General features: G+C 49.8%; 21 protein-coding genes. 16 read left to right on the forward strand and 5 right to left on the reverse strand.

The genetic code is table 11. From position 1 onward, the window contains the following. Positions 1-244 precede the first annotated feature (244 nt). The 5 genes from AC3RCL_RS01535 (at position 245) to AC3RCL_RS01555 (ending at position 5,167) form a co-directional block, all read left to right on the forward strand. Positions 245-841, forward strand: a complete 597-nt coding sequence (locus tag AC3RCL_RS01535; protein ID WP_492534304.1) for a hypothetical protein — start codon at positions 245-247, stop codon at positions 839-841. Positions 842-1,095: 254 nt separating this feature from the next. Further along, complete coding sequence (locus tag AC3RCL_RS01540) at positions 1,096-1,548, forward strand: HNH endonuclease (protein WP_492534306.1); 453 nt, start codon at positions 1,096-1,098, stop codon at positions 1,546-1,548. 484 nt (positions 1,549-2,032) lie between these two features. Continuing rightward, positions 2,033-3,286, forward strand: a complete 1,254-nt coding sequence (locus tag AC3RCL_RS01545; protein ID WP_304148636.1) for a mechanosensitive ion channel family protein — start codon at positions 2,033-2,035, stop codon at positions 3,284-3,286. A gap of 177 nt (positions 3,287-3,463) precedes the next feature. Continuing rightward, the gene (locus AC3RCL_RS01550) at positions 3,464-4,348 is read left to right on the forward strand and encodes a glycoside hydrolase family 43 protein (RefSeq protein ID WP_492536238.1); all 885 of its coding nucleotides are present in this window, start codon (positions 3,464-3,466) and stop codon (positions 4,346-4,348) included. Positions 4,349-4,492: 144 nt separating this feature from the next. Then, complete coding sequence (locus AC3RCL_RS01555) at positions 4,493-5,167, forward strand: uracil-DNA glycosylase (protein WP_492534308.1); 675 nt, start codon at positions 4,493-4,495, stop codon at positions 5,165-5,167. Positions 5,168-5,605: 438 nt separating this feature from the next. Here AC3RCL_RS01555 and AC3RCL_RS01560 read toward each other — a convergent pair whose 3' ends face one another. The 3 genes from AC3RCL_RS01560 to AC3RCL_RS01570 form a co-directional block, all read right to left on the reverse strand. Next, the gene (locus AC3RCL_RS01560; protein ID WP_162939185.1) at positions 5,606-5,782 is read right to left on the reverse strand and encodes a hypothetical protein; all 177 of its coding nucleotides are present in this window, start codon (positions 5,780-5,782) and stop codon (positions 5,606-5,608) included. Positions 5,783-5,976: 194 nt separating this feature from the next. After that, positions 5,977-6,978 (reverse strand): 4-hydroxythreonine-4-phosphate dehydrogenase PdxA, encoded by a 1,002-nt coding sequence (gene pdxA, locus AC3RCL_RS01565; protein WP_119850463.1) that lies wholly within the window; start codon positions 6,976-6,978, stop codon positions 5,977-5,979. Continuing rightward, positions 6,975-8,288, reverse strand: coding sequence for a four-carbon acid sugar kinase family protein (locus AC3RCL_RS01570; RefSeq protein WP_332294715.1), 1,314 nt, complete (start codon positions 8,286-8,288; stop codon positions 6,975-6,977). Before AC3RCL_RS01570 ends, pdxA begins: the two co-directional genes overlap by 4 nt. A 205-nt stretch (positions 8,289-8,493) precedes the next feature. Between AC3RCL_RS01570 and AC3RCL_RS01575 the strand changes: the two genes are divergently transcribed. Continuing rightward, entirely contained in the window at positions 8,494-9,615 is a 1,122-nt protein-coding gene (locus AC3RCL_RS01575) for an RNA-guided endonuclease InsQ/TnpB family protein (RefSeq protein ID WP_492534311.1), read from the forward strand. Between the two features lie 150 nt (positions 9,616-9,765). Here AC3RCL_RS01575 and AC3RCL_RS01580 read toward each other — a convergent pair whose 3' ends face one another. Both AC3RCL_RS01580 and AC3RCL_RS01585 read right to left on the reverse strand, forming a co-directional pair. Beyond that, on the reverse strand, positions 9,766-10,749 hold the full coding sequence (locus AC3RCL_RS01580; protein WP_492534313.1) for a 2-keto-3-deoxygluconate permease: 984 nt from the start codon (positions 10,747-10,749) through the stop codon (positions 9,766-9,768). 160 nt (positions 10,750-10,909) lie between these two features. Continuing rightward, positions 10,910-12,595, reverse strand: coding sequence for a PrpR N-terminal domain-containing protein (locus AC3RCL_RS01585; RefSeq protein ID WP_492534315.1), 1,686 nt, complete (start codon positions 12,593-12,595; stop codon positions 10,910-10,912). Between the two features lie 241 nt (positions 12,596-12,836). On the opposite strand from AC3RCL_RS01585, the gene AC3RCL_RS01590 reads away from it, so the two are divergent. The 10 genes from AC3RCL_RS01590 to AC3RCL_RS01635 all read left to right on the forward strand — a co-directional run bounded on the left by AC3RCL_RS01590 (position 12,837) and on the right by AC3RCL_RS01635 (position 24,069). Then, entirely contained in the window at positions 12,837-15,623 is a 2,787-nt protein-coding gene (locus AC3RCL_RS01590) for a glycoside hydrolase family 3 C-terminal domain-containing protein (RefSeq protein ID WP_492534317.1), read from the forward strand. 343 nt (positions 15,624-15,966) lie between these two features. Next, complete coding sequence (locus tag AC3RCL_RS01595) at positions 15,967-16,167, forward strand: cold-shock protein (protein ID WP_012818544.1); 201 nt, start codon at positions 15,967-15,969, stop codon at positions 16,165-16,167. Between the two features lie 222 nt (positions 16,168-16,389). Next, positions 16,390-16,632, forward strand: a complete 243-nt coding sequence (locus tag AC3RCL_RS01600; RefSeq protein ID WP_012818545.1) for a cold-shock protein — start codon at positions 16,390-16,392, stop codon at positions 16,630-16,632. A gap of 66 nt (positions 16,633-16,698) precedes the next feature. Next, positions 16,699-16,926, forward strand: a complete 228-nt coding sequence (locus AC3RCL_RS01605) for a helix-turn-helix domain-containing protein (protein WP_492534320.1) — start codon at positions 16,699-16,701, stop codon at positions 16,924-16,926. A gap of 324 nt (positions 16,927-17,250) precedes the next feature. Continuing rightward, complete coding sequence (locus AC3RCL_RS01610; RefSeq protein ID WP_492536240.1) at positions 17,251-17,709, forward strand: Hsp20/alpha crystallin family protein; 459 nt, start codon at positions 17,251-17,253, stop codon at positions 17,707-17,709. Positions 17,710-17,865: 156 nt separating this feature from the next. After that, on the forward strand, positions 17,866-18,570 hold the full coding sequence (locus AC3RCL_RS01615) for a PspA/IM30 family protein (RefSeq protein WP_492536241.1): 705 nt from the start codon (positions 17,866-17,868) through the stop codon (positions 18,568-18,570). A gap of 27 nt (positions 18,571-18,597) precedes the next feature. Next, positions 18,598-19,629 carry a TFIIB-type zinc ribbon-containing protein gene (locus AC3RCL_RS01620; RefSeq protein WP_009593950.1) on the forward strand — a complete coding sequence of 344 codons (1,032 nt, stop codon included), beginning with the start codon at positions 18,598-18,600 and terminating at the stop codon, positions 19,627-19,629. After that, on the forward strand, positions 19,626-20,414 hold the full coding sequence (locus tag AC3RCL_RS01625; protein ID WP_492534322.1) for a TPM domain-containing protein: 789 nt from the start codon (positions 19,626-19,628) through the stop codon (positions 20,412-20,414). Before AC3RCL_RS01620 ends, AC3RCL_RS01625 begins: the two co-directional genes overlap by 4 nt. Positions 20,415-20,435: 21 nt before the next feature. Then, a complete protein-coding gene (locus AC3RCL_RS01630; RefSeq protein WP_492534324.1) occupies positions 20,436-21,455 on the forward strand; it encodes an SPFH domain-containing protein in 1,020 nt (339 codons plus the stop codon). Between the two features lie 388 nt (positions 21,456-21,843). Then, the gene (locus tag AC3RCL_RS01635; RefSeq protein WP_251500346.1) at positions 21,844-24,069 is read left to right on the forward strand and encodes an AraC family transcriptional regulator; all 2,226 of its coding nucleotides are present in this window, start codon (positions 21,844-21,846) and stop codon (positions 24,067-24,069) included. The last annotated feature ends 151 nt before the right edge of the window (positions 24,070-24,220 follow it).

The raw sequence follows: 24,220 nt of genomic DNA on the forward strand, positions 1-24,220 counted from the left end.
ACTGTTATTTTCTGGAGCCCAGAACATTGAAAGATTAAGTAATGGATATTATAATATCTTCAAACCAACTTTCACCTATTAATGGAAAATAAGTCCTCTAGATGATTAGGGGGCTTTGTTCGTCTTCCTTGGGATTGAGTGAAAGAAGGGCAACTCATTCTCAGCAGACACTTGCTAACAAGAACTCTAGGAATAAATTCTTTAGTTAATTTCATCCTTACCCTTACACAGGAGGTACAAGTAGATGTCCAACATAATCAAAGTCGGCGGGCTTAAACTACTGTTCATCTGTGCAAGTCTGGTATGGATTCTGCTTGGCTCCGGGTGCGAATCGAAGACGGAAGAAGAGGTGCAACCAGAGGTTTTAAGCGTACCTGCGGAAGAAATGATCGCCATACCTTGGAATGAAGGATGGTCGCCGGCCATCAGCGTCACCCCGGGCATCCCGTTTGAACTGAGGGGCAGCGATGAAATAGCGTATGACCTATCAGGCGATACCGACTACTTATGCGTGGAAATCGAGGGCAGGCTTGAAAGCATAGGCAAGGCGGGAACCTCAAGGAAAGCGGGAGAGCAAGTTTACTGGACCCCCCTTTGCGGGGAACCTTCAGCCGATCTTGCCGAAATTGAAACCTCATGGGTAACCCTCGTTCGGAAACAGGAGGGATATCCGACCGGATTGGTTCTGGTTGGGATTTCGCCTGAACGGGAGAACGGGAATGGAGGATCGACGTTCAAGGCAAACATCATCGCAAGCTTGGCTTTTCCCCAACAAGACGGGGCTTACCAAGACATCTCCGACGATGATTTAAGGGGTCTTGAAGCCGAATATAAAAAATAATCCCATCGAATAGTGCTGGTTACGGGATGCTTCGGTATCACATACGATGTCGGCTAGAGTTGCGAAACAATGTAATCCAGGTGACATCAAAACGGTGACTAAACCCGTAGAAGCTTGTGTGTTGTCGTTATCTTCGGGCAGGAGTTCGACTCCCCTCGCCTTCACCATGATGAACATCATCCGCATGAGGATGGTGTTTTTGTTTTATATTAATACTATAGGCAGGAGCATGTCGTACAGATGGAGTGATATCGATGAATCAGGGTCATGATGGAGAGGAACCATTGATAACGGTACTCAATATGGATGGTCAACAACTGACACCATGTTTGCCCCATCGGGCTTGGCGGGAAGTTGAGCGATCGCGAGCTGTCTGGGTTGATGAGCAGACGATCCAATTGCTTTATAATCCGTTCTTATTTCGGGACTATCGCAAAGCTGCACTGAAACGAGATCATCACACTTGTTTGTGGTGCGGACGACACGCCACGACAGTGGACCATATGATCCCCTCAAGCAAAGGCGGCTCGGATCTTCCGCACAACCTGATGGCTTCATGCAGCGAATGCAATACGAAGCGAGGAAACCGTTCTGCACTGTCCTTTCTCAAAGAAAACGCACACGCTGTTCCAAATCTTATGAAGCTTAGCTGGCGTATCTTTATAGCTAAATACAGACATCGTCAATTGAAAAAAAGAGACACTTAAGTAAAGGCTTAGAATCGTTGTTTTGACCGACCGAAGTCTATGCAGAAATCGTGACGCGCTCATTCATTTAGCCGACATTAAAACTGTAGCTTATGTGGTGTCGTCTTCGGACAGGGTTAAGATCCCTTTCCTCTCTCATACCGATATAAAAGCGGCCGTGATTAGGTTAGGAGGGGAGACAGTTCGGATTAGACAGCGTGCACGAAATACCTAGAATACAGAGGTAGTTGGAGAAAGACTTTTCGAAGGAGTGGAATTATCTTTCTTTGTTCAATGAATTTTCATTACCTTTGTGCTTTATAGATTTTGATCGAATCAGACCAAGAGAGCACCCTTTCGGTGCTCTTTTTTTGTTTTTCAAACAGACCGTCTTACACCAAGCATCTTCCAAATCAACCCAGCGATGTCTTATCTTGAACTTTGCGCAGTACTAGAATCTCCTCTATAATAATAGGCTAATCTTAAACTGCGTCAGGAGGAAACAATGGACTTTATCAAAAATCAACTAGACGGATATGGCATGAGCGAACAAACCATTGGATATCTCTCGAATATGATCATGGTCGTTTTTATCGCGGTGATTTCCATATTGGCCAATTTTATTACCAAAAAAATCGTGCTGAAGACGATTATTCATATCGTCAACAACAATCGGTACACATGGGACAATATCATCGTAGAGAAAAAAGTGTTCCACAAGCTGTCGCATCTCGTACCGGCAATCATTATTTATTTTTCGGCGTCCATCTTTCCGGCTTATCAAGTGTTGATTGAAAAAGCTGCAGCAACGTACATGATTATCGTGACGATCACGGTGTTGAATGCGCTGCTTAATGCTTTTGATGACATTTATCGTTCGTTTGAGGTCTCCAAGATCAGACCGATTAGGGGCTACATTCAGGTGGTGAAGATCGTTCTCTTCATCATCGGCGGCATTGTGGTGATCTCGAACCTCATCGGGCAGAATCCGTTGATCATTCTCAGCGGGCTTGGTGCTCTATCGGCCGTTCTGATGCTGGTGTTCAAGGACTCCATACTGGGCTTGGTGGCAGGCGTTCAATTATCATCCAATGATATGGTGCGTGTCGGCGATTGGATTGAAATGCCGAAATACAATGCGGACGGCGACGTCATCGACATTACGTTGAATACGGTAAAAGTGATGAATTTCGATAAAACGATCACGATGATTCCCAGCTATGCCCTCATCTCGGACTCGTTTAAGAACTGGAGAGGCATGCAGGTATCCGGCGGCCGAAGAATTAAGCGAAGCTTCTATGTCGATACGAGCAGCATCTGCTTTTGCACCAAGGAAATGATTGAGGAATTTCAGAAGATTCACTACCTTTCCGATTATGTCACGACCCGATTACACGAAATTAACGCATACAACATCGAGCATCAGATCAATACGGAAAGCAAAGTGAACGGCAGACAGCTTACGAATGTGGGCGTGTTCAGGGAGTATATCCATCAATACCTGCGGAATCATCCGAAAATCCATAAGGATATGACGCTGATTGTCAGGCAGTTAGCGCCGGGAGATAACGGACTGCCCTTGGAAATCTATGCGTTCAGCAATGATACCAACTGGGGTGTTTATGAATCGATTCAAGCGGATATCTTTGACCATATCTTTGCCGTTGCGCCGACCTTCGGGCTGCGTGCCTTCCAAAATCCAACCGGCCATGATATCGTTCATCTCAAAGAAAGCCCGGAATATTCCCGGGGTTATTGAGAGCGATTCGGAGGGGAGTTGAACGATTTACAAGGATATCACGCGGGAGGAGATTGCCTATCCGTTGTAGAAGCAATGGTAGAACGAGGCTATCGCTCAATCGAGCGCGATTGGTCGGCGGGCTATGTCCTCTCGCTCGAACTCGACATGCCCAGCACAGGAAAGGAGTGTCTACCATTGAACATCAACAATCCGATCATACCCGGCTGGTATGCAGATCCCGAAGCCAGAACGTATGAGGGGAAGCACTGGATTTATGCAACGCGGTCCTTCACGGAATATACGATGCAGATGAATTTGGACGCATTCAGTTCGGACGATCTGATCCATTGGGAGAAACACGAAGGCATTATCGAGATGGCGGATTTTCCATGGATATGGAGGGCGGTTTGGGCACCGACCCATATCGAGCACCAAGGGAAATATTATCTCGTGTTTGCATCGAACGATATCCAATCGAACGAGGAAACCGGCGGTTTGGAAATCGCCGTTGCGGACCGTCCGGAGGGGCCGTACAGAGGCTACTTGGGGAAGCCGCTCGTGGATAAGTTCATTCATCAGGCACAGCCGATCGATGCGCATCTATTCAAGGACGAAGACGGAACGATCTATCTGTATTATGGCGGATGGGGGCACTGCAACGTTGCGCGGATGAACGAAGAGATGACGGGATTCGTTCCATCGGCCGACAACGGCAATGAAATTTTCCGTTCCATTACGCCGGAGGGATACGTGGAAGGTCCTTGTATGGTTAAGAAGGACGGACTTTATTATCTGATGTGGTCCATGGGCGGATGGACGAATGGAACCTATCGCGTAGCCTATGGCGTAAGCGACAGCCCGCTCGGTCCATTCAAGAATGAAGGCACGATTCTGGAGCGTCAGGAGCCGATTGCCGAAGGACCCGGCCACCATGGCTACCTGCATTTGCAGGAGAGAGATGAATGGCTTATCGTGTACCACCGCCGAATCATTGGGGACACCGAGCCGGGCCATCGCCAGTTATGCATAGATCGGATGCGGATCGGCAATGGCAAGATTGAGCCGGTCATCATGACTTGATTAAGGGAATCAATGGTGAAAAAGCGGCCCGTAATCGGTCGCTTTTTTGCGTCTTCATAAGGTTAGCTATTAGGAAAATACCAGAAATCCGTATGATATAATCTAGTTATATCTTTTGACCATAACAGGAGGAAAGCACCCGAAATGGCGATATTGAAGAATGACTGGGCATCATATTTAGATCAGGAGTTTACGAAGCCATATTACTTACAGCTGCGGGAGTTTCTCATCGAGGAGTATCGGACGAGAACCATTTATCCCGATAAATACGATATTTTTAATGCGCTGCACTATACATCGCTGGCGGACACCAAGGTGGTCATTTTGGGCCAGGATCCTTATCATGGACCGGGACAGGCCCACGGCCTAAGCTTCTCTGTCAAAGAGGGCGTCAGCACGCCGCCTTCCTTGCAAAATATGTACAAGGAGCTTCAGGATGATCTGGGCTGCTTCATTCCCAATAACGGCCATCTGCTAACATGGGCGAAGCAAGGGGTACTGCTTCTAAATACGGTGCTCACCGTAAGGGCCCATGAAGCGAATTCTCATAAAAACAGGGGATGGGAAAGCTTTACGGATAAGGTCATCGAGACGATCAACCGGAAAAATGAGCCTGTCGTGTTCCTGTTATGGGGAAGCCACGCCCAGAAGAAGGCGGAGCTCATTACGAACCGGCAGCATAAACTGATACGTTCGCCGCATCCGAGTCCGTTGTCTGCGCATCGAGGCTTTTTTGGCAGCAAGCCGTTTTCTCGCGCGAACGAATTTCTACGCAGTATGGGGCTTCAGGAAGTGGATTGGCAGATTCCGAACTTGTAAGCGGAAGGAGAGGGCATTCGCGAAACCTCTGCATTCCGCAAGCGATTGTATCTAGACCAAAAAACCACATCCGCATGAGGATGTGGTTTTTGCTTACCACCCGGATGGGCTTATGCCCGTTTGTACGGCTCGATCAGAAAGCAAAAGATGCTTTAACGGCCCGATTCGAAAGCGTAGGCCCACAGATATCCTTTCGATTCAGCGAATTGTGGCTGTAAATAGTCGCGGTTCGCCTACTCGCAGCATACGATGTAGACCACCTTTCTTAGGTGGTCTTTTTCCATTTGGACAATCGTTTTGGTCCTGCGAAACGATCAGCTCATAGGATGATTAGATGTTTATGCCAAATCAAAAAAACGACCGGAACTGGTCGTTTTTTTTACTTGTACGTAGAAATATGTGCATTTATTGAAGCTTGCTATAGACGCTGCAGCACGGCTAGTGATAGTTCTTGGATTCATTCTCCTTGTATTTGCCGTCGCTGTCATGCAGCGCCTGCTTCCGGCGATCATTGCGGGCTTGCTGCTGTTGCTGGGCCTCATGGCTGTTCACGGGTGTCTCTGCCAGTTGTTCCACCGTGTTGATCAGGTTTTTGTCCGGATGGTTCGTGCTCAATGGAAGGGGCCTCCTTATTTGCTGGAATCGATGTGATGATTATTATGTGCTGGCGGTCGTGAGGTTATTCTCGATTACTGCTTAGGTTGGATCGGGGCGTAGTTACGGAAACTTTAGCGTTCGTAGCAAAGGATCGTAAAAAGACCCGGCTTCTGCCGGGTCTTCTACATATGACATCTTCGATCACCACACGATTACATTTGATCCTTCGGGGCAAGCTCAATGGCAGATCGAATCGCAGCGAGCATGCTCTTGTCATCGGCGATGTTTTTTCCTGCAATATCAAAGGCTGTGCCATGGTCGACCGAGGTACGGATGATGCCGCCTTTCAGTCCAACCGTAATGTTCACGCCCTCTTCGATGCCCATGACCTTGATCGGCGCATGTCCTTGGTCATGGTAGCAGGCCACGACGATATCGAAATCGCCTCGGCCGGCTCTGAAGAATAACGTATCCGCAGGGAGGGGGCCGACTACATTAATGCCTTCCTGCTGGGCGCGCTTGATGCCCGGGAGCAGCTTTTCTTCTTCTTCGCCGTTGCCGAACAATCCGTTCTCGCCCGCATGCGGGTTGATTCCGCAGACCGCGACTCTTGGATTGTCGAAACCGGCCTTTTTCAAGGTATCGTGGGCCAGTTTGACGACGGTATACGTTCTTTCCGGGTTGATGCTCTGAATGGCCTCGATCAATCCCATATGCGTCGTCAGGTGAATGACCCGCAGGTTCGGCGTCGTCAGCATCATCGAGAAGTCTTTGGTATCCGTGAGATCAGCCAAAATTTCGGTGTGACCCGGGTACATATGTCCGCCTTGATGCAGAGCTTCCTTGTTCAGCGGAGCCGTGCAGATGGAATGGATCTTCCGCTGCTTCGCCAGATCGATGGCTCTTGCCAGAAACTGAAAAGCGGCATCTCCCGCAACTGCTGATACTTCGCCGAATGCAAGGTCAGCCGGCACGAGGTCCAGATCGATAACGTCCACGGTGCCGAACTCGTATTTTGCCTCGGAGGGCTCTTGAATGGCGTTCACCTTCAGGCTTGAGCCGATAATCGGCAGCACGCGTTCCAATATTTTAGCGTCGCCGATCACGAGCGGGTTGCAGTTATCGTACATCTCCTGATGGGATAAGGCCTTCATAATGATTTCGGGTCCGATGCCTGCCGCATCGCCCATCGTAATTCCAACCGTCGGTTTCATGCTGGATTACCTCCTTTTATCGTTTGAATCGCGTGGATAAATACGTCCGGCTTGCCGAATCCGCCTGCCTTGGTGACCACATACAGATCGTCGATCCCCAAGAATTTCGAGATCGGCACGCCGATCTCCAGCTCGTCCAGCAATTCGAAGCCGCTAATGCTCCATTGCATGCAGATTTGTTTGGCCGTGTCTCCGCCTGTCATGGATACGCCCTTGAAATAACCCTGCTCCAGCAGTTGGGCACAGATTTCTCCCATCGCGCGGACAATCTCGTTACTGACCTCGGTGTGATTGAGCCCGCGGGCTTCGCCTACGGCACGGGCCTGTTCGATATCGGAAGACTCCGCCGTGGAATAGATCACGATATCTTTGCCTTCCAATGCGTGCAGCTTGACTTCTTGATAGACGCGATCCATTTCTTCCGTGCGCTCCGCCGAATCGGACACAGCCTTATAAGACACGAATTGCACGGGGACCACGTCGGTATGCTCAAGCAAAAGCTTCAGCTGGGCACGGGAGTTCTTGTTCACGCTGCCGACCACGGTAAGGATGGGTCCCTGATTCTGCGCGATAGCAAGCTCCCTCGGTTTGGACGAAATATGATAATGGGCCGGCAGATAATTGGCGATGCCTGCAGAGCCGGCCCATGCGAACTTGTATGGGAGCTGCCCGGTGATGTGCAGGATGAGCTCCAGATGAGCTTCTTCCGTGGAATCGATCAGCACATACGGTACGTTATGTTCTTGAAACTCTTTTAATTTGCCTTCAATGCGGCCTGCTCCAGCCTCCAGATCACGGATGGAGATCTCGCCGACGGCATACTTGGTTTGCAGCTTCAGCAAGTCGGGAAGATAGGAGTGGGTGACAGGCGTTTTGGGATCATGGGCAATCTCGGTTTCGGCTAACGGTACTCCATTCAAGTAATGGGTAGCGTTGAGAATGGTTCGGTTGTTCTTGGGATAACCCGGAGCGATCATCATAAAGTCCGGCTTCACCACATCATACAGCGCATCAATTTCGGTCCCGATATTGCCGCGCATGGTGGAGTCCATTTTTTTGAAAATCGTGTCAAACCCGGCATCCGTTAAAAATCGAGCGGCCCGGCTTACTCGCTGATAAGCTTCTTCGGGTGTTATGGAACGGCTGTCCGTATCAAAAACAACGGCATCGTAATGACGAATGTTGTCTTTGTCCATATCGAACAGAACGCTTGTTTTAAGGCCATGACGAGCGAGTTGGACCCCGCTGTCATTGGCGCCAGTCAAATCATCTGCAATGATGGCTAATTTCATGCCTTGCGTAAAGGACACTCGTGATTTCAGTCGTGAGAGGAATTGACTTGCTCTATCATCTTACGAAAGATCATAGTTCCCTTACTTCCTCCCTTCAATATAGTGGATAAAGCCTTGGTCTGCTGCTTTAAATAGGAACAAATGTTTGGTATAATTGAAATAAGGATATTTTTGAACTCCGTCCTTATTTCCCTTATTCCAGCGAATCGTGGTGTTTTTTTTGATGGAAAAGGCAAAGGTTACAGTTACGGTCAAAATAAAGCTTACTCCGACTCCCGAGCAATCAGAGCGGATGCTTCAAACCTTGCATGCTTACCGCCAAGCGTGCAACTTTGTCTCACAGCATGTCTATGAGACAAAGAAACGTTCCGTGATTTGTCTGCATAAGCTTCTATATCGCGATTTGCGCGAGGCCTTTAGCCTTCGCTCTCAGATGGCCCAGTCTATCTTGAAGACCGTGGCTGCTCGGTATCAGTCTATAGTCAGCAATGGACATCCTTGGACGCAAATTCACTTCAAGAAACCTGAATATGACCTGGTTTGGAACCGCGACTATTCACTAAGTAAGCAAATATTCTCTATCAACACCTTAGAAGGTCGCATCAAGGTGCCCTTTGTCATGCAAGGGATGGAGATCTATTTTGATGGTACATGGATCTTTGGCACGGCTAAGTTGGTGAATAGACGCGGGAAGTGGTATCTGCACATTCCAGTGACGAAGGAAGTGGATAGAGTTACTCTACCCTCGATCCATCAAGTTGTCGGTATTGATTTGGGCATTAACTTTGTAGCAACCACCTATGACATAGCAGGGAAGACCGTATTCTACCCCGGCAGACCGATCAAAGATAAACGGTCCCAGTATAAGCATCTGCGCAAAACATTGCAGCAAGTCGGCACACCTTCTGCCCGCAGGAAACTGAAGCGGATCGGTGAACGAGAAAACCGCTGGATGACCGATGTGAACCATCGCATCTCAAAGGCACTCGTGAGTCAGTATGATCCATTCACTTTATTTGTGGTTGAAGATTTAACTGGTATTCGCACGGCTACAGAACGCGTGAGAGTTCAGGATCGCTATGAGAACGTATCGTGGTCATTTCTTCAACTAAGGAAGATGATCGAATACAAGGCAGCGCTACGCGGAGCGAGAGTGGTTGCAGTCGACCCTAGGTATACGTCACAGACTTGCCCGAAGTGTGATCGTAAAAACAAAGCGAATCGGGACAAGAAGAAGCACCATTTTTGTTGCATGGCTTGCGGCTACCAATCTAATGATGATCGGATCGCTGCGATGAATCTTCAGGGACTTGGAATCAAGTACATCGCTGAAGTGGCTAAGTAGGTATACCTACTTAGTTGGGCAGCAGTCAACCTGCCTCATGTAACGCCATCCAAAGGAAGGAGGTCTAACGGCCGTTCTCACTTCTGGGCAGTTACAAGCTCGTGACTTCAGTCAAGAGTTGTTGATGCAGTTACCTCCTCCTTGAGAAAACTATGCTGCAGGGTTGTTGTATTTTTCGACGCCGCCCGATTTCTCCAGTCTCTTGGACAGGAAACCAATAAAGACAGGCAGCAGTATGGCGGTCGTCACGACGCTCGCGGCGATTTGTACGGTCGCGATTTCGGCAATCGGCGCGAAGGAAGCATTCGCGGCGACGATCGCAGCAGGCGTGCCTACCGCATTACCCGCTGTGGAGCCTTCGGAAGCACCGACAATCGGATTCCAGCCGATCGCCTTGAACAGCAGAAAACCAATGCCGCCCGTGAGCAGTACCGTCAGCACGCCAAGCAGAATACCGCTTAGTCCGCCTTGAATGATGGATGAGAAATTGATGCCCATACCGAGCGAGAATGCGAAGAACGGAACCAGCTTGTCACTGCCTTTATGCAGCCATTCCGCCATATTCCGGTCCAGGTTCCCGATGACGACGCCGACGAGCAGCGGAAGGAGTACGGCAACGAAAGACATCGGCGAGAACATGCCGTTGGCAAAACCCATGGCGCCGAAGATCGAGAGCGCGACCATCGTCAAGAACGGTCCGTCGCTTAATGCCAGGAAAGGATAGGCTGCTTTGTCATCCTCTTTTCCGTATTGCCCGGCTAACGCAATATACAGTCCGCCGTTTGAATTCGTCATCGCGGCGATAATGGCAAGTGGGGCAAGACCCAGGAATAATCCATTGGAATCCGCAAACAGGATGGCGACCAAACCTAATAATGCGCCTATCGCCCATTTAAACACAAGCAGCGTGACGCCTTTTCCGACCGACGAACCCGCTGTTTTGAACGTAATTTGCGTGCCGGCAATCAATAAGAAAAGGGCGATGAGCGTACTCGAGCTGTTCACGAATAAGGCTTCCGTAAACCCGCCGATCCGCAAAGCGTTTGGTGCGAATGTATTGATGCACGCTCCGATGAGGAGGGGAACAACCATCATACCGCCAGGGATACGATCTAATGTCGCTTTAATTTTCATAATGTTAGCTCCTTGTGTAATCGTTTTATTGAAGCGCTTGCAGTAATTATACTAGTTCAAATTGTTTATTTTAGCAACATATAATTTCTGTAAATGTGATAAATCTAATAAATTGTTTAAAATTGCAACACTAAAGATAAAAAAAAGCGTAAACTTAAATTTATTCTTTAAGTTTACGCCAAAGCGTGGCCCGATTAATCCCTAATCGTTCGGCTGCTCTAGATTGGTTATTCTTTTCCTCGAGGAGTACGTATTGAATAATGCCTTTCTCGATCTCTTTAAGCGTCCCTTTCAACGGAATAGGGTTTGAGGCTGGAGGCTGATGATCGAGCAAGCGTGCTAGTGTATCGGCTGAAATCACATAGTCGGTTTCGTTCATCGCAGCCTGTTTAATGAGCTGCTTTAATTGGCCGATCGTCATGTGCGCAGCATTCTGTCTTATCAGCTGCAAGGCATCTTCCTTTATTTTGACCGCCGCCGTCCCGTATTTTTGATGGTATCGGCTTAAAAAGAGCTGAATAAGCGAAGGCAGATCCTCCAAACGGTCCGAAAGCGAAGGCATGATGATCGTATTCAGGCTCATGTTCGGGGTTTCGTGTAGGTCAAGTGCCCGATCGCTAAGTATGAATACGCCAATCCGCCTATTTAGGCAGGTCTCCACAAATGCTATCAAACTCGGATCCTGTATGCATTCTTCCACATGGATGAATTCCACGGTCCTGGCTTTGGACAGCGGAAGGGTTCCTAACTGATCCGGGGAAACCTGGGCTAAATCGATCTGGAGCAGCAATCCGCCGTCCGCGTACAATTGATGAATATACTTCACGGTGAAAGATTTGCCCGTATTTTCCCGGCCAAGCAGATGAATGGGCTCATGATGTTGATACAGAGCTTGGATGCTTGCCAACGTGGTGCGCATGGCAGCGGATTCGGCAATCATCGGCTCTGCTAATGGTTCAGCGTAGGCTTTGATGCCTGACTGCGCAAATTCATAGGGCCGCCCTTTTTCCAAGGCGTATACTTTATAGCTTTTGTTTTCCAATGAGGTTTCATAGGCTGTAACGGAAAGCTGGTAATCGTCCATCGTAAAAACATTCTGCACTTGAGATTTGTGGAATTCCACATTAGTATTGATCAGATAGATATGGTTATCCGTCAAAGGGCTGTGCTCAAAATCGGCCAATTGCTCATATACGATTTCATTCTGATCGTTAAAAATCACGAGATTGGGGTGTTCTTTGGCAACCAGGTCGTTCAGAATGGCCGAGACGGTATGGTTGTTGCTCAGGTAGCGGTAGATGAGCTGGGCATCGTCCAGGGCTCGCATGATGGATTCCTTGCCGGAATGGATGAGGAGTCCCTTTAACCCGTAAGCCTCGGCCGTATGGACGGTGATGACATCCCCGACTACCTGCCGGTATCCGGCAGCTTTCAGCTCCAGCAATAACCGTGCAACATCTTCAGAGCTGTGTATGGTATACACTTTTAAAGGCAGATCCATTAAATCAATAATCGATTGGGCGCCCGATGTAATATTGGAAAAGCCGACAATGGCGGTTTTTCCGTTAAACTGGCTCGCCAGCGTCAAGGAACGGATCATGTCGTATCCGGACAGGTGGACGTCAATGACGGGGATCGATACCGCGGCTTTAATCAGCTGGGCCGTTCCGCCGCGGCTGATAATCACCTCGGCTCCGTTGTTTTGAGCCGAAGCTGCCAGCTCGGCCCCTTTTTGCAAATCGCCGACGGCGTATTGTATGTCTAACTGGGGAAACAGAGGAATGCATTCTTGTATGATGGGAACCATCGCTTCATAAGGAGCGATCATATGGACACGTATACGCATAACTGATCCTGCCTTCATTCAAAATCATCCAATCGCATATCCGTGTTGACGGAATATAGATGTTTACATTATTATAGCCAACTTCATCGCATCCTGCGAACATTGCACTGTATTCCCCTACGGAATTTGTTACTATGATAGTACATAGATGCCTAATACCTAATGTTGGAATTCGTCAGGCATTTACTATCTTTCTTCATATGGCTTGGTGATTTGGAGAAAACAAACAGGAGGGAACATATTGAGTACACAGAGAGTGGGAGCTCCTTTGGAAGGCTTTGCCGAGTTTAGCCGAAAAGTCGCCGCCGAAGGTGCCGTACTGTTAAAGAATGAAGGACAGGCTCTGCCCCTGCAGCCGAACGAAACCGTTTCCGTTTTTGGCAGGACGCAGATCCAGTATTATCGCAGCGGTACGGGGTCGGGAGGCAGCGTTCATGTTTCCCATACAACGAATCTGCTGGGCGGTCTTCGGGATCAGAAGGGCATCGCCGTCAATGAAGAATTGGCTGCCGTTTATGAGCAGTGGATCGAGCAGAATCCTTTCGATAACGGCGGGGGCGGCTGGGCGGCTGAGCCGTGGCATCAGAAGGAAATGCCTTTGACCGATGAGCTGGTCTCCGCGGCAAGACGGGCATCCGACAAGGCGATCGTTGTCATCGGGCGGACGGCCGGTGAAGATCAGGACAATGCCAATGAGCCGGGCAGCTACCAGTTAACGTCCGAAGAAAAAGCCATGCTGCAGCAGGTGACCGCACACTTCGAGCAAACCGTTGTAGTCCTGAATGTATCCAACATTATCGATATGAGCTGGATGCTCGATGAAGGTTATGTGCACCCGATTTCTGCAGTCATTTATGCTTGGCACGGCGGCATGGAGGGTGGTAACGCCATTGCAGACGTATTGGCGGGCAAGGTGACGCCCAGCGGCAAACTGACCGATACGATTGCTTATTCGATCGAGGATTATCCATCGACCCGCAATTATGGCAATGAGCTTAAGAACCTGTATCAAGAGGATATTTATGTGGGCTACCGTTTTTTCGAAACGTTTCGACCCGCAGCCGTCCAGTATGAATTCGGGTTTGGATTGTCCTATACGCAGTTCCGAATCGAGCCGCAAGAAGCCAGGCTCGCGGTTAGAGAGGGAGCACAAACCGTTGAGATCGGCGTGAAGGTGACCAATATCGGGACCGTCTATGCAGGTAAAGAGGTTGTGCAAGTTTATTATGAAGCACCGCAAGGATGGCTGGGTCAGCCTGCCAAAGTTCTGGCCGCATTCGGGAAGACGCAGGAGCTACAGCCGGGGGAATCGCAGCAGCTAACGCTCCAGTTCCCGGTTCATGCCATGGCCTCCTATGACGATGCAGGCGTGACGGGCCACCGTTCAGCCTATGTATTGGAGGCCGGAACGTACCGTCTGTACGCGGGAACCAGCGTGAGAAATGTGCAGCCTATCGGCTTGGATGGTCAAGAAGGTTATGTTGTAGAAACGCTGCAAGTTGTCGAGCAGCTTCAGGAAGCCATGGCGCCAACGGAGAGCTTCACGCGAATGAAGCCGGGCGTTCGCAGGGAGGACGGCTCGTACGAGCTTACATTTGCGGAGGTGCCGAAGCGCACGATTGCCATGGAAGAGCGCATTCACTTGAACCTGCCGCCGACCTTGGAGCAAACGGGCAATCGAGGCTATACCTTAAGGGACGTCCATGAGGAGATAGTCTGTATGGAGGCTTTCATCGCCCAGCTTAGCGATCAAGATCTGGCGGTCATCGTCAGAGGAGAAGGCATGAGCAGTCCGCTGGTTACGGCAGGGACGGCATCGGCTTTTGGCGGCGTGAGCGACCGCCTGCTCGACTACGGCATTCCGGTGGCTTGCACCGCGGATGGACCGTCCGGTATTCGGATGGACAGCGGGCAGCAGGCAACGCAGGTAGCCATTGGCACCCTGCTTGCAGCTACGTGGAATACGGAGCTGGTCGAAGAGCTCTATGTGATGGAAGGCCGGGAGCTGCTTAGCTACAACATCGATGCGTTGCTTGGTCCTGGTCTGAACATTCGGCGCAGCCCGCTGAACGGTCGCAATTTCGAGTATTTCTCGGAAGATCCGCTCATCTCCGGCGCCTTTGCTGCGGCGTGCACGCGCGGGATTATGAAGGGCGGCTCCAACGCCACGCTGAAGCATTTTGCCTGTAATAACCAGGAGAAGCATCGGAGCAAAGTCGACGCCGTCGTATCCGAACGGGCCCTTCGGGAAATTTATCTGAAAGGCTTTGAAATCGCGGTGAAGCAGGGCGGGGCGAACTCCATCATGACCTCGTATAACCCAATCAATGGGCACTGGGCGGCATCCAATTATGATCTGAACACCACGATTCTGCGCGGAGAGTGGGGATTTCAGGGCATCGTCATGACGGATTGGTGGGCCATTATGAACGACGTGGTAAACGGAGGCCCGGCCGATCGAAAAAACACGAACTGGATGGTCCGTGCCCAAAACGATTTGTACATGGTGGTCATGAACTACGGAGCAGAAATCAACGCCTGGGAAGACAATACGCTGGCATCCTTGGAAAATGGTACGCTGACCCGTGGAGAGCTGCAGCGCAGCGCCATGAACATCTGCCAATTCCTGATGCATGCGCCGGTCTTCTCTAGAAAGCAGGTGATCGAGGAAGCCGTGGGTTCATTTAAAGCCGATCCTTCCCTCGAGTCGGTATCAGCGCAAGCCTTATCGGAGAGCACGCAAGTGAAGCCGGCTGCAGCGGGATCAACATATATGAAGGTGGAGGAATCCGGTGAGTACCGAATCATTGTGCGCATCATGTCGCCGGAATCGGAACTGGCCCAAAGCGCCTGCAACGTCACGCTGAACGATCAGCCGGTAACCACGATTCAAACGAATGGCACCGACGGCAGATGGATTCGGCAGAAGCTTGTCAAAGTGGAACTGGAAGCGGGTTATTACGAGATGAAACTGGACTTCGTCAAGCCGGGCTTGCAGATCGAGTGGATTGAATTGAAACGGGTTTAGATCTAAACACTATGGGATATCGCAAAGTACCGTTTAGCCTGATTCATTGATACATGAAATTAAATGGTAAGTGTCCGATGCTTCTCTTTTGAAAATAACGAAGGCGGCCCGCTCATGGAGCGGGCTTCTTTTAGGGTTTCTTAAAAATTTCGGCAGTGAATTGGAAAACATTCGTCGTTTGCTATTCCACATCCATTGAGGTATAATAAGTTTATTGGGATTTTGACCTGAGATTCACATATTGCAGAGGGTTATTATTTTGATTAGGAACCTTGTGCAATATGTGAATTTTTTGTTTTTTAACCAAAAATGAGAAAATCATATAAATTTAGGAGGTGTTTCTATGCAAACAGGAACAGTGAAATGGTTTAACGCAGAAAAAGGCTTTGGTTTCATCGAGGTTGAAGGCGGCGAAGACGTATTCGTACACTTCAGTGCAATCGCAGGTGACGGCTTCAAGTCGCTTGACGAAGGACAGCGCGTTGAATTTAACGTGGTCCAAGGCAACCGCGGACAGCAAGCCGAGAACGTTGTAAAACTGTAGACTCGTGAAAGGATCCCCAAACGTATCGTTTGGGGATTTTTTTATAAGATATCAGAAAGTATAAATTTCGGAGGATCTGCTGCCTGATATCGCAAGAAAAACTACCGCTAAACGCGGTCCGTCTTCTTTTAGAGTACGTCGATTGACGTATTTCTTATAAAGGGTAGGCTTGCTAGTTTAAAGCACGAAAGTATTAAAAAATGTAGCTGAGGGGGAAATGCATTGTCTTATTCTTGGAATAAACCACTGGAAAATCTGCCGGAAGAGATGACCGCGATCTGGTCTTGTACGAAGGAAGGGTGTAACGGTTGGATTCGAGACAATTTCTCGTTCAAGGATGTTCCCGTTTGTTCACAGTGCGCATCGTCCATGGTCAGCAGCAATAAAATCCTGCCGATTCTCGTTTCGTCGGATCAGCAAATCAAGCTTTACCGCAAGAATCAGCGCAAGGACGCGAAGTCGTAGGGCGGTTCTCACGGTCCCATAAACATTCTGCCCTCGTTCGTTGCGTACAAGAAAGGTTGAGATTTCATGCAGGCATTCGAAGATTGGAATCTAAAGGTGAAAAAAACGTTTAATGCTACAAGTAACAAGGAGGTATTAACCGTTTCTGAGGCAAGTCATTTGTTAGGTCTGTCCAAAGATCAAATGAAGATCTATGTCGATCAGAATAAGCTGACTAAGGTTCCGATCATGCGAAGCGTGCATCGATACCTTTTGTTGAAAAGTGAAATCGATCGAATTATGGAAAAGCAATAAAACAGAGCAGTATTGTGCTTATACAGAGACAGAGCCTCAAGCTCTTCGATCAGTATCGCCTTCCATATGAATATATAAGAGAAGAGGGTGCCCTAAGGGCCTCCTTTTTTTCATGCTCCCAGTCGATCGGTGGAACTTTTAAACGAATCACATTAAAGGTCAAAAAAGGTCAAATTTAAAGATCCAAACAAATTCTTTTGTGAAAACGGCCGATAACGAGCTGTTTTGGCGCGATTTCCTGCATCATCGGTTTTGGCATTTAAACGGTTCGGGCATATAATAAAAGCGTAAGGTCAAATAAGGTCAAAGAAAGGGGAATTCATGATGTTTGAATTGATGCCATTCGGCAAGCGCAGAGAGGATGCCTTCGGACAACTGATGAAGTCATTTCATGATGCCTTTAATGACGCTTTTCCTGATGATGTGTTCGCGCCGTTCAAGAGTTCGATGATGTCGTTTAAGACGGACGTCAAGGAGACGGAGCACGCTTATCTGGTTGAGGCCGAGCTGCCCGGTTTTCGCAAGGAAGACATCGAAATCAGCTACGCTGACCCTTACTTAACGATCAAAGCCGTGCGCAAGGAAGATCAGAGCGTGGAGGATACGAACCAGCACATCGTCCGCAAGGAGCGCCGTTACGGCGAGTATGTGCGCAGATTTTACGTTCAGAACATAGCCGAGGACCAAATCGACGCTTCCCTGAAGGATGGAGTCCTTAAGCTTGAAATAACAAAAAAGTCTGACCCTGGTAAGAAACGCATCCAGATTCGGGATGATATCTAATATATGCCCTCCGATCCATAAGGTCGGGGGGTATTTTTTTGTGCTTTCTTAGTCATAAATTTACATATATGCCAATGAATTTCGGCAAATGAAACCTATCGGGAGTATATAGGGTATTATAAGTTAAATGTAAACTTTTCGAGGGGGACGCACATGATGGGAATCTTATCGAGGTTTAAGGATATTATGAGGGTGAATGTGAATTCGTTATTGGAACGGACGGAAGATCCGGAGAAAACGATCGATACCTATATGCGGAGTTTGAACGGCGATCTGGGTAAGGTGAAAGCGGAGACCGCTTCAGTGCTTTCGGATGAGCGGAGAGCGAAGCGGGCACTGGATGAGTGCAGCGCCGAAATCCAGAAGCTGCAGCGATATGCGGAGAAGGCCGTGGAAGCGGGAAATGAGGGCGATGCCCTGAAGTTCCTGGAGCGAAAAGCGGCGCAGGCCGAGAAGCTAAGCGACCTGCAGGCAGCTCACGAATCGGCTTCCGCAAACGCCGTCAGGATGAAGCAATTGCAGGATAAGCTGGTATCGGATATGAGCCAGCTGGAAGCTCGCTATGCCGAACTGAAAGGGAAGATGGCCGCTGCGAAAACCCAGCAGGAGCTGAATGCCGGCCGATCCTCCTTGGGCGGTGCCAACGCGGCATTCCATACCATGGAGGAGAAAGCGAACCGTGCTTTGGATGAAGCGGAGGCCCTAGCTGAGCTGCGGGCAGGAGCGAAGGAAGATGACCTGGACGATTTGATCGCGGAGTTGGAGAAGAACATGGGCAAGGACGGAGCTGCCCCGACTTCGCCTCCTAATGCCGAGGATGAACTGGAAGCGATCAAAGAAAAGCTGAACAAGAAGGAGTAACCATTTCATTGTTATCGAGGTGAGCAAATGCCGGTAATTGAATACAAATGTCCGAACTGCGGCAGCGGCATGGTTTTTGACGGCGATACGGGAATGTTGTCTTGCCCCAGCTGCGGAAGAAAAGACAATATCGAGGAAATCCCCGACCCGCTGAAGAAGCAGGTGTTCGCGGAAGACGAGGTAAAGGAGTACCATTGCAACAGCTGCGGAGCCGTGATCGTGACCGAGCCGGAGACCAGCGCAACGACCTGCAGCTTCTGCGGATCGGCCGTCGTGCTCAGCGACCGGTTGAGCGGCGAGCTGGCTCCGGTGAAGGTCATCCCTTTTTCGATTACGAAGGAAGAGGCGATGAAGGCGTTCAAGAAATGGTGCCGGAACGGCCTGTTGACGCCAAGCGGATTTATGACAGCGGACCGGATCAAGGGCATCACCGGGATCTACGTCCCCTTCTGGCTGTATGAGCTGCATAATCGGGTTGAGGTTCATGGCCAAGGCACCAAGGTGAGAACTTACACGCAAGGAGATTACCAGTACACGGAGACCGAGCATTTCGACATCTACCGGAAAATTCGCTTGAATTATGTGAAGGTGCCGATCGATGCTTCCGAGAAAATGAACGATGAGCTGATGGATAAGCTGGAGCCTTTTCCCTATCAGCAGCTGAAGGAATTCAAGACGCCTTATCTGGCCGGGTACATAGCGGAAAAATACAGCCATGACGACGAGCAGCTTCTTCCGCGCGCTAAGGAAAAGATCAGTTCCTTCATTGATTCGTATATTTCGTCGGCGGTCTCAGGATACACGACCGTGAGTTATACCAACAAACGGATCGATACCACCAAGAAACAGGCCGATTACGTTCTCCTTCCGGTATGGATGGTGCACTATGATTACAACAAATCGGAGTATACGTTTGCGATGAACGGCCAGACGGGCAAGGTGGTCGGCAAGCCGCCGATCAGCAAAGCGAAGGTGGCCGGGTGGTTCGCGGGCATTTCGGGCGTCTCCTTGCTATCCTTGAAGCTGATCTCCTGGGCAATGGGAGGAGGGTTCCTGTGAGAAGACGATATGCGTTATGGACGGTCTTATTTTTACTAACGGTATATTTGATAGCGCCCTCCGGGATCGTCAAAGCCGCGGATGATAAGCCTTTGATCTTTGATGAAGCAAATCTGCTTAGTCCGGAAGAACGGAATGAGCTGAATGCGATGGCGAATGAGTACGGCGCCGAACGCGAGACGGATTTTATGATCCTAACTACTAACCGTGTAGAAAATGATGAAGTTGAGGCATGGACGGAAAACTTTTACGATGAATATGCACCTGGGTATGACAGGCGGCACGGCAATACCGTCATTTTGACCATCGTATTAGATACCCGCGATGTGCATTTGGAAGGTTATTATAAGGCTGAAAAGTATCTCGACTCCGGTAGGCTGTTAAAGATACAAAACAAGATTACTCCGGACTTGTCGAGCGGCAATTACAAGCAGGCTTTTGAAAAATACATCAAAACCGCTCATCGGTACATGGGCTTTGAGCCGGACGTGAATCCGGATAATATTATATTTAATCTCTGGTTTCAGCTGGGAACTGCCGCTGCCATCGGCGCGATCGCCGTGGGCATCATGGCTTACCGCTCCGGCGGGCGCGTGACGGTCAACAGCCGAACCTATGAGGATGCCAGCACATCGGGGGTCTTGAATCAGCAGGACCGATATATTAGAACGACCGTAACAAAGCGGAAAATAGAGCGCAACACAAGCAGCGGCTCGGGCGGCGGAGGCGGAGGCGGCGTCACCGGCGGCGGCCATTCGCACAGCAGCAGCAGCGGGAAATTTTAATGGGAAGGGATGGAAGCAGCAATGGGATTTTTCAAGAACCAATTCTCCAACGTAGTGGAATGGGAAGAGTTTAGAGATGACATGATTTTCTGGAAATGGCGCAATCGGGAGATCAAAAAAGGAAGCAAGCTGGTCATTCGCTCCGGTCAGGATGCGATCTTCATCAATAACGGCAAAATCGAAGGAATTTTCGAGGATGAAGGCGTATATAACATCGACTCAGACATCATTCCGTTCCTTTCTACCCTAAAGGGATTTAAATTCGGCTTTAACAGCGGCATGCGCGTGGAAGTGCTGTTCGTTAACACCAAGGAATTCACCGTTCGATGGGGTACGCAGAATCCGGTTCTGATCCCGACGCCGCAGCTGCCGGGCGGCATGCCAATCCGCGCCAACGGCACGTTTAATTTTAAAGTGAACGATTACGTAACGCTGATCGACAGGATTGTCGGGATCAAAGAGAGCTACCTTGTGGAGGACGTGAAAATCCGGATCAGTTCGGTGCTCGATCAATTGTTGATGAAGTGGATCAGTCGTGAAGGCAAGGATATGTTCAATCTGCAGGCGAACGCCTCCGACATCGCCAGAGGGATTCGGGAAGACCTCGACATGGAAGTGATGGACAACGGGATGACGATTACCGGCTTCCAGGTGATGAGCTTCAATTATCCGAAGGAAATTCAGGACATGATCACGAAGACGGCCTCCCATGAAATGATTGGCAATCTGCAAAAGTACCAGCAGGTCAGCATGACGGACGGGATCGCGTCCGGCAAGGTGAAAGGCGGCGGTGCGGCTTCGGATATGGCAGGCATGATGATGGGGATGAACATGGCCAATGAAATGATGAAAAATATGAATCAGAACCAGGGCCAAAACAATCAGAATCAAAGCCAGCAGTCTCCGGCCGCGAAGGAGCAATCCGCCCAAGCAGCCCCGTCCTCTTCCGAAGGAAACAAGAAGCCCAATTTCTGCCCGAACTGCGGCGCGAAGAACGAAGGGGCGAACTTCTGTCCAAATTGCGGACAGAAGCTGGGTTGAATTGAAAGCCAACAGCACGAATAAATGCATAACCTTGGGATGGACCTAAAAGTTTTGATGTCACGGTTAAAACGATGCGAATTGCGTTATTTCTTCTATTAAAAGTGAATTTAACTCACGACAGCCCCCCTCACTTATGAAGTGAGGGGCTTTTTTGCTATGAACGCCGTAGCTGAGTTATGTTGCTACCTTTCCGCAGAGGGAAGTGTCCCACAACTGGAATGAAGAACAGTCTCCAAGGGCAGGAAGGTGGGTGCTGCAGCGCGAATCCGGAGAAATAGAACTTGACGGACAAATGAGAACTAGGCAAATGGAAAAGGGGTACATTATGATAGGACATATCGGTCATAAGAGAACTCCGAAAGACGAAGGGGGACAGGGGGATACTATGTTCAGATCGACATCCTGGCGCATATTTGTGATTAGCGGCATCTTTTTTGCAATGACCATCATACCGTTCTCGTTGTTTCTGGCCAACCGGTTTTCCCATTTCGCATACTCGCAGATGGGAACGTTTAATCAGGACCGCATCGATGAAATGGCGGAGCGGGTCGAGTACATCCTGGCCAAGCTGAAATGGTACAGCCTGACCATGTACGAGGATCATTCCGTGCAAAACTGGATGTATGCTTCAGCCGACAATCTGCTGCAAAATGCCAGCACGATGGGGGTGCTATCTAAATATTTATCTCACGAGCCTTATATTGAAACCGCTTACTTATTCAGCATCCGCAAACGTGAGGTGATCGACGCCAAAGCTGGATTACTTTCGTTCGAGGAATTTGCCGATCAGGCGATGCTGCAGCGGATCGAGCGCACTCCCGGGAATTTTCTCCGCTATTTTGATCACCGGATAGGAAACCAATCGTATTTGGCGCTTCAGCTTCCTTCGACACCTGTGCAGAAAAACCGGGACGGGTATCTTGTCGTCCTGTTCGACAAGAAGGAGCTGCAGAAGCATTTGATCTCAGGCGACGAGAGGGCGGATACGCTGCTTTCGATCGTGGATGATCGAGGAAGATTGATTCTGGGCGAAGGGGATGGTCGGCTCGAGGAGACCATCGATAACATCCAGACGGGACAGAAGCGGGGATCATTCGAGATGAACAGCGCCGGTGGGAAAGCGTTCGTCAACTATGCGAGGATGGGATCGCCGGAGTGGACCATTATATCCGTCACTGAAATGAAGCAATTCCGCGAAAAGGCCGGGGCGTTCAAAACAGTCATCATCGTCTGCTCGCTCCTGCTGCTCGTGGCGCTGCTCCTGGTCGCCTATTGGAATTCGCGCCGTTTCGTCGGTCCATTCCGCCGGCTGGCGGATCAACTGCAGCGGAAGCTGGGCGTGAAGGGGGAGAACGATTACGGCGTTATCGAGCAGGGCGTCGTTATGCTTCGCGATCATTATCCGCTGATCAAGACCGAATATTTGCGGCAATGGCTGCTGCAGGGCAGGCTGACCGACGGCGCCAGAGCGGCGATTGTCCGCGAATCGTGCCTGCTTGACTATGAGTGGCTTCGGTTGGCTGTTATCAAGATCGATTCCTATTACGAGATATCCGAGCGGTATGATTTCTTCTCTCGCAAGCTGCTCAAGTATGCAATCGGCAATATCGCAGAGGAGCTGCTTGGCACATCAGAACGGCCGATCGAGGTGGTCGATTTTGGGACCGACCATCTGGTCGTGCTGGTTGGCACGGCCAGTTCCCTCCCTGATCCCGAGTTGACCCAAGAGCTCAAGGAGCTTAGCCGTCAAGTCAGCCGTTACGTAAAGCTGGACGTGACGATCGCCGAAAGCGAAGCGCGGCGCGTACATGACGATTTACGCAAAGTATACGACGACATGAACGAACTGACATTATTCAAGTTTGTCAGCGGTGATGACAAAATCTACGTCGAACAAGACTTTGAACGGTATGCGGATTTACAGGCGCCGATCGACTCCGCCGTGCATGAAAGCTTGATCCAGACGATTCGCACCGGCAAAGAAGAGAAGGTGCTGGCCATGCTGGACGAGGTGTTCACGCGCCTGCAGACGATGAAATATACCGAGTGCCAATTCCAACTGAAGCTGCTTCTGTTTGCGATCGTCAAGTCGTTCAGCAAAGTGATGTCTATCCAGAGTGTTGAAGGGATTGAGCGCCATTTGAGGCAGTTCGCCACGCTTACCGAGGTTCGCGAATGGCTGAAGGAAGAGACCGGGCGGATGATCCGGCAGCTTAGCGACCAAAAGGGATTCAATCGCAAGGAAAAGCTGATTGGGGAAATCATCGAGTACGTCCGCTACCATACCCATGACCCGATGCTGTCGGTAGACGATATCGCTGACCATATCGCTTTGTCGGCCAAATATGTCCGGCAGCTGTTTCACGAACATTATGGCATGCCTCTATCGAATTTCATTTTGAACGAGCGGCTCGGGAAGGTTAAGGAGCTGCTGGAGCAGACCAGCATGCAGATCACCGAAATTGCAGAGCAGTCCGGTTTTCAGACGAAAAGCCACTTTTTCACCGCATTTAAAAAAGCGACCGGCATGACGCCGAGCCAATACCGCGACAGCAAGGCGGACGAGCGGATGGAGCGGACGCGGCAGATAGCCGGGAACTCTGCGAATTAGAAAGGTCAGCGGGCGATTGAGAACTCGCCAGACCAATAACAATCGGCCGAACGCTCGCGAATCGGCCGCGCGAGAACCGAATCCGGCCAATGAGAACTAGGCAAGCCGCAACCGTGAATGCTACGATGGCTCCGTTCGAATCCTGCAAGCC

It is taken from the genome of Paenibacillus sp. MT86 (genome assembly GCF_058792535.1).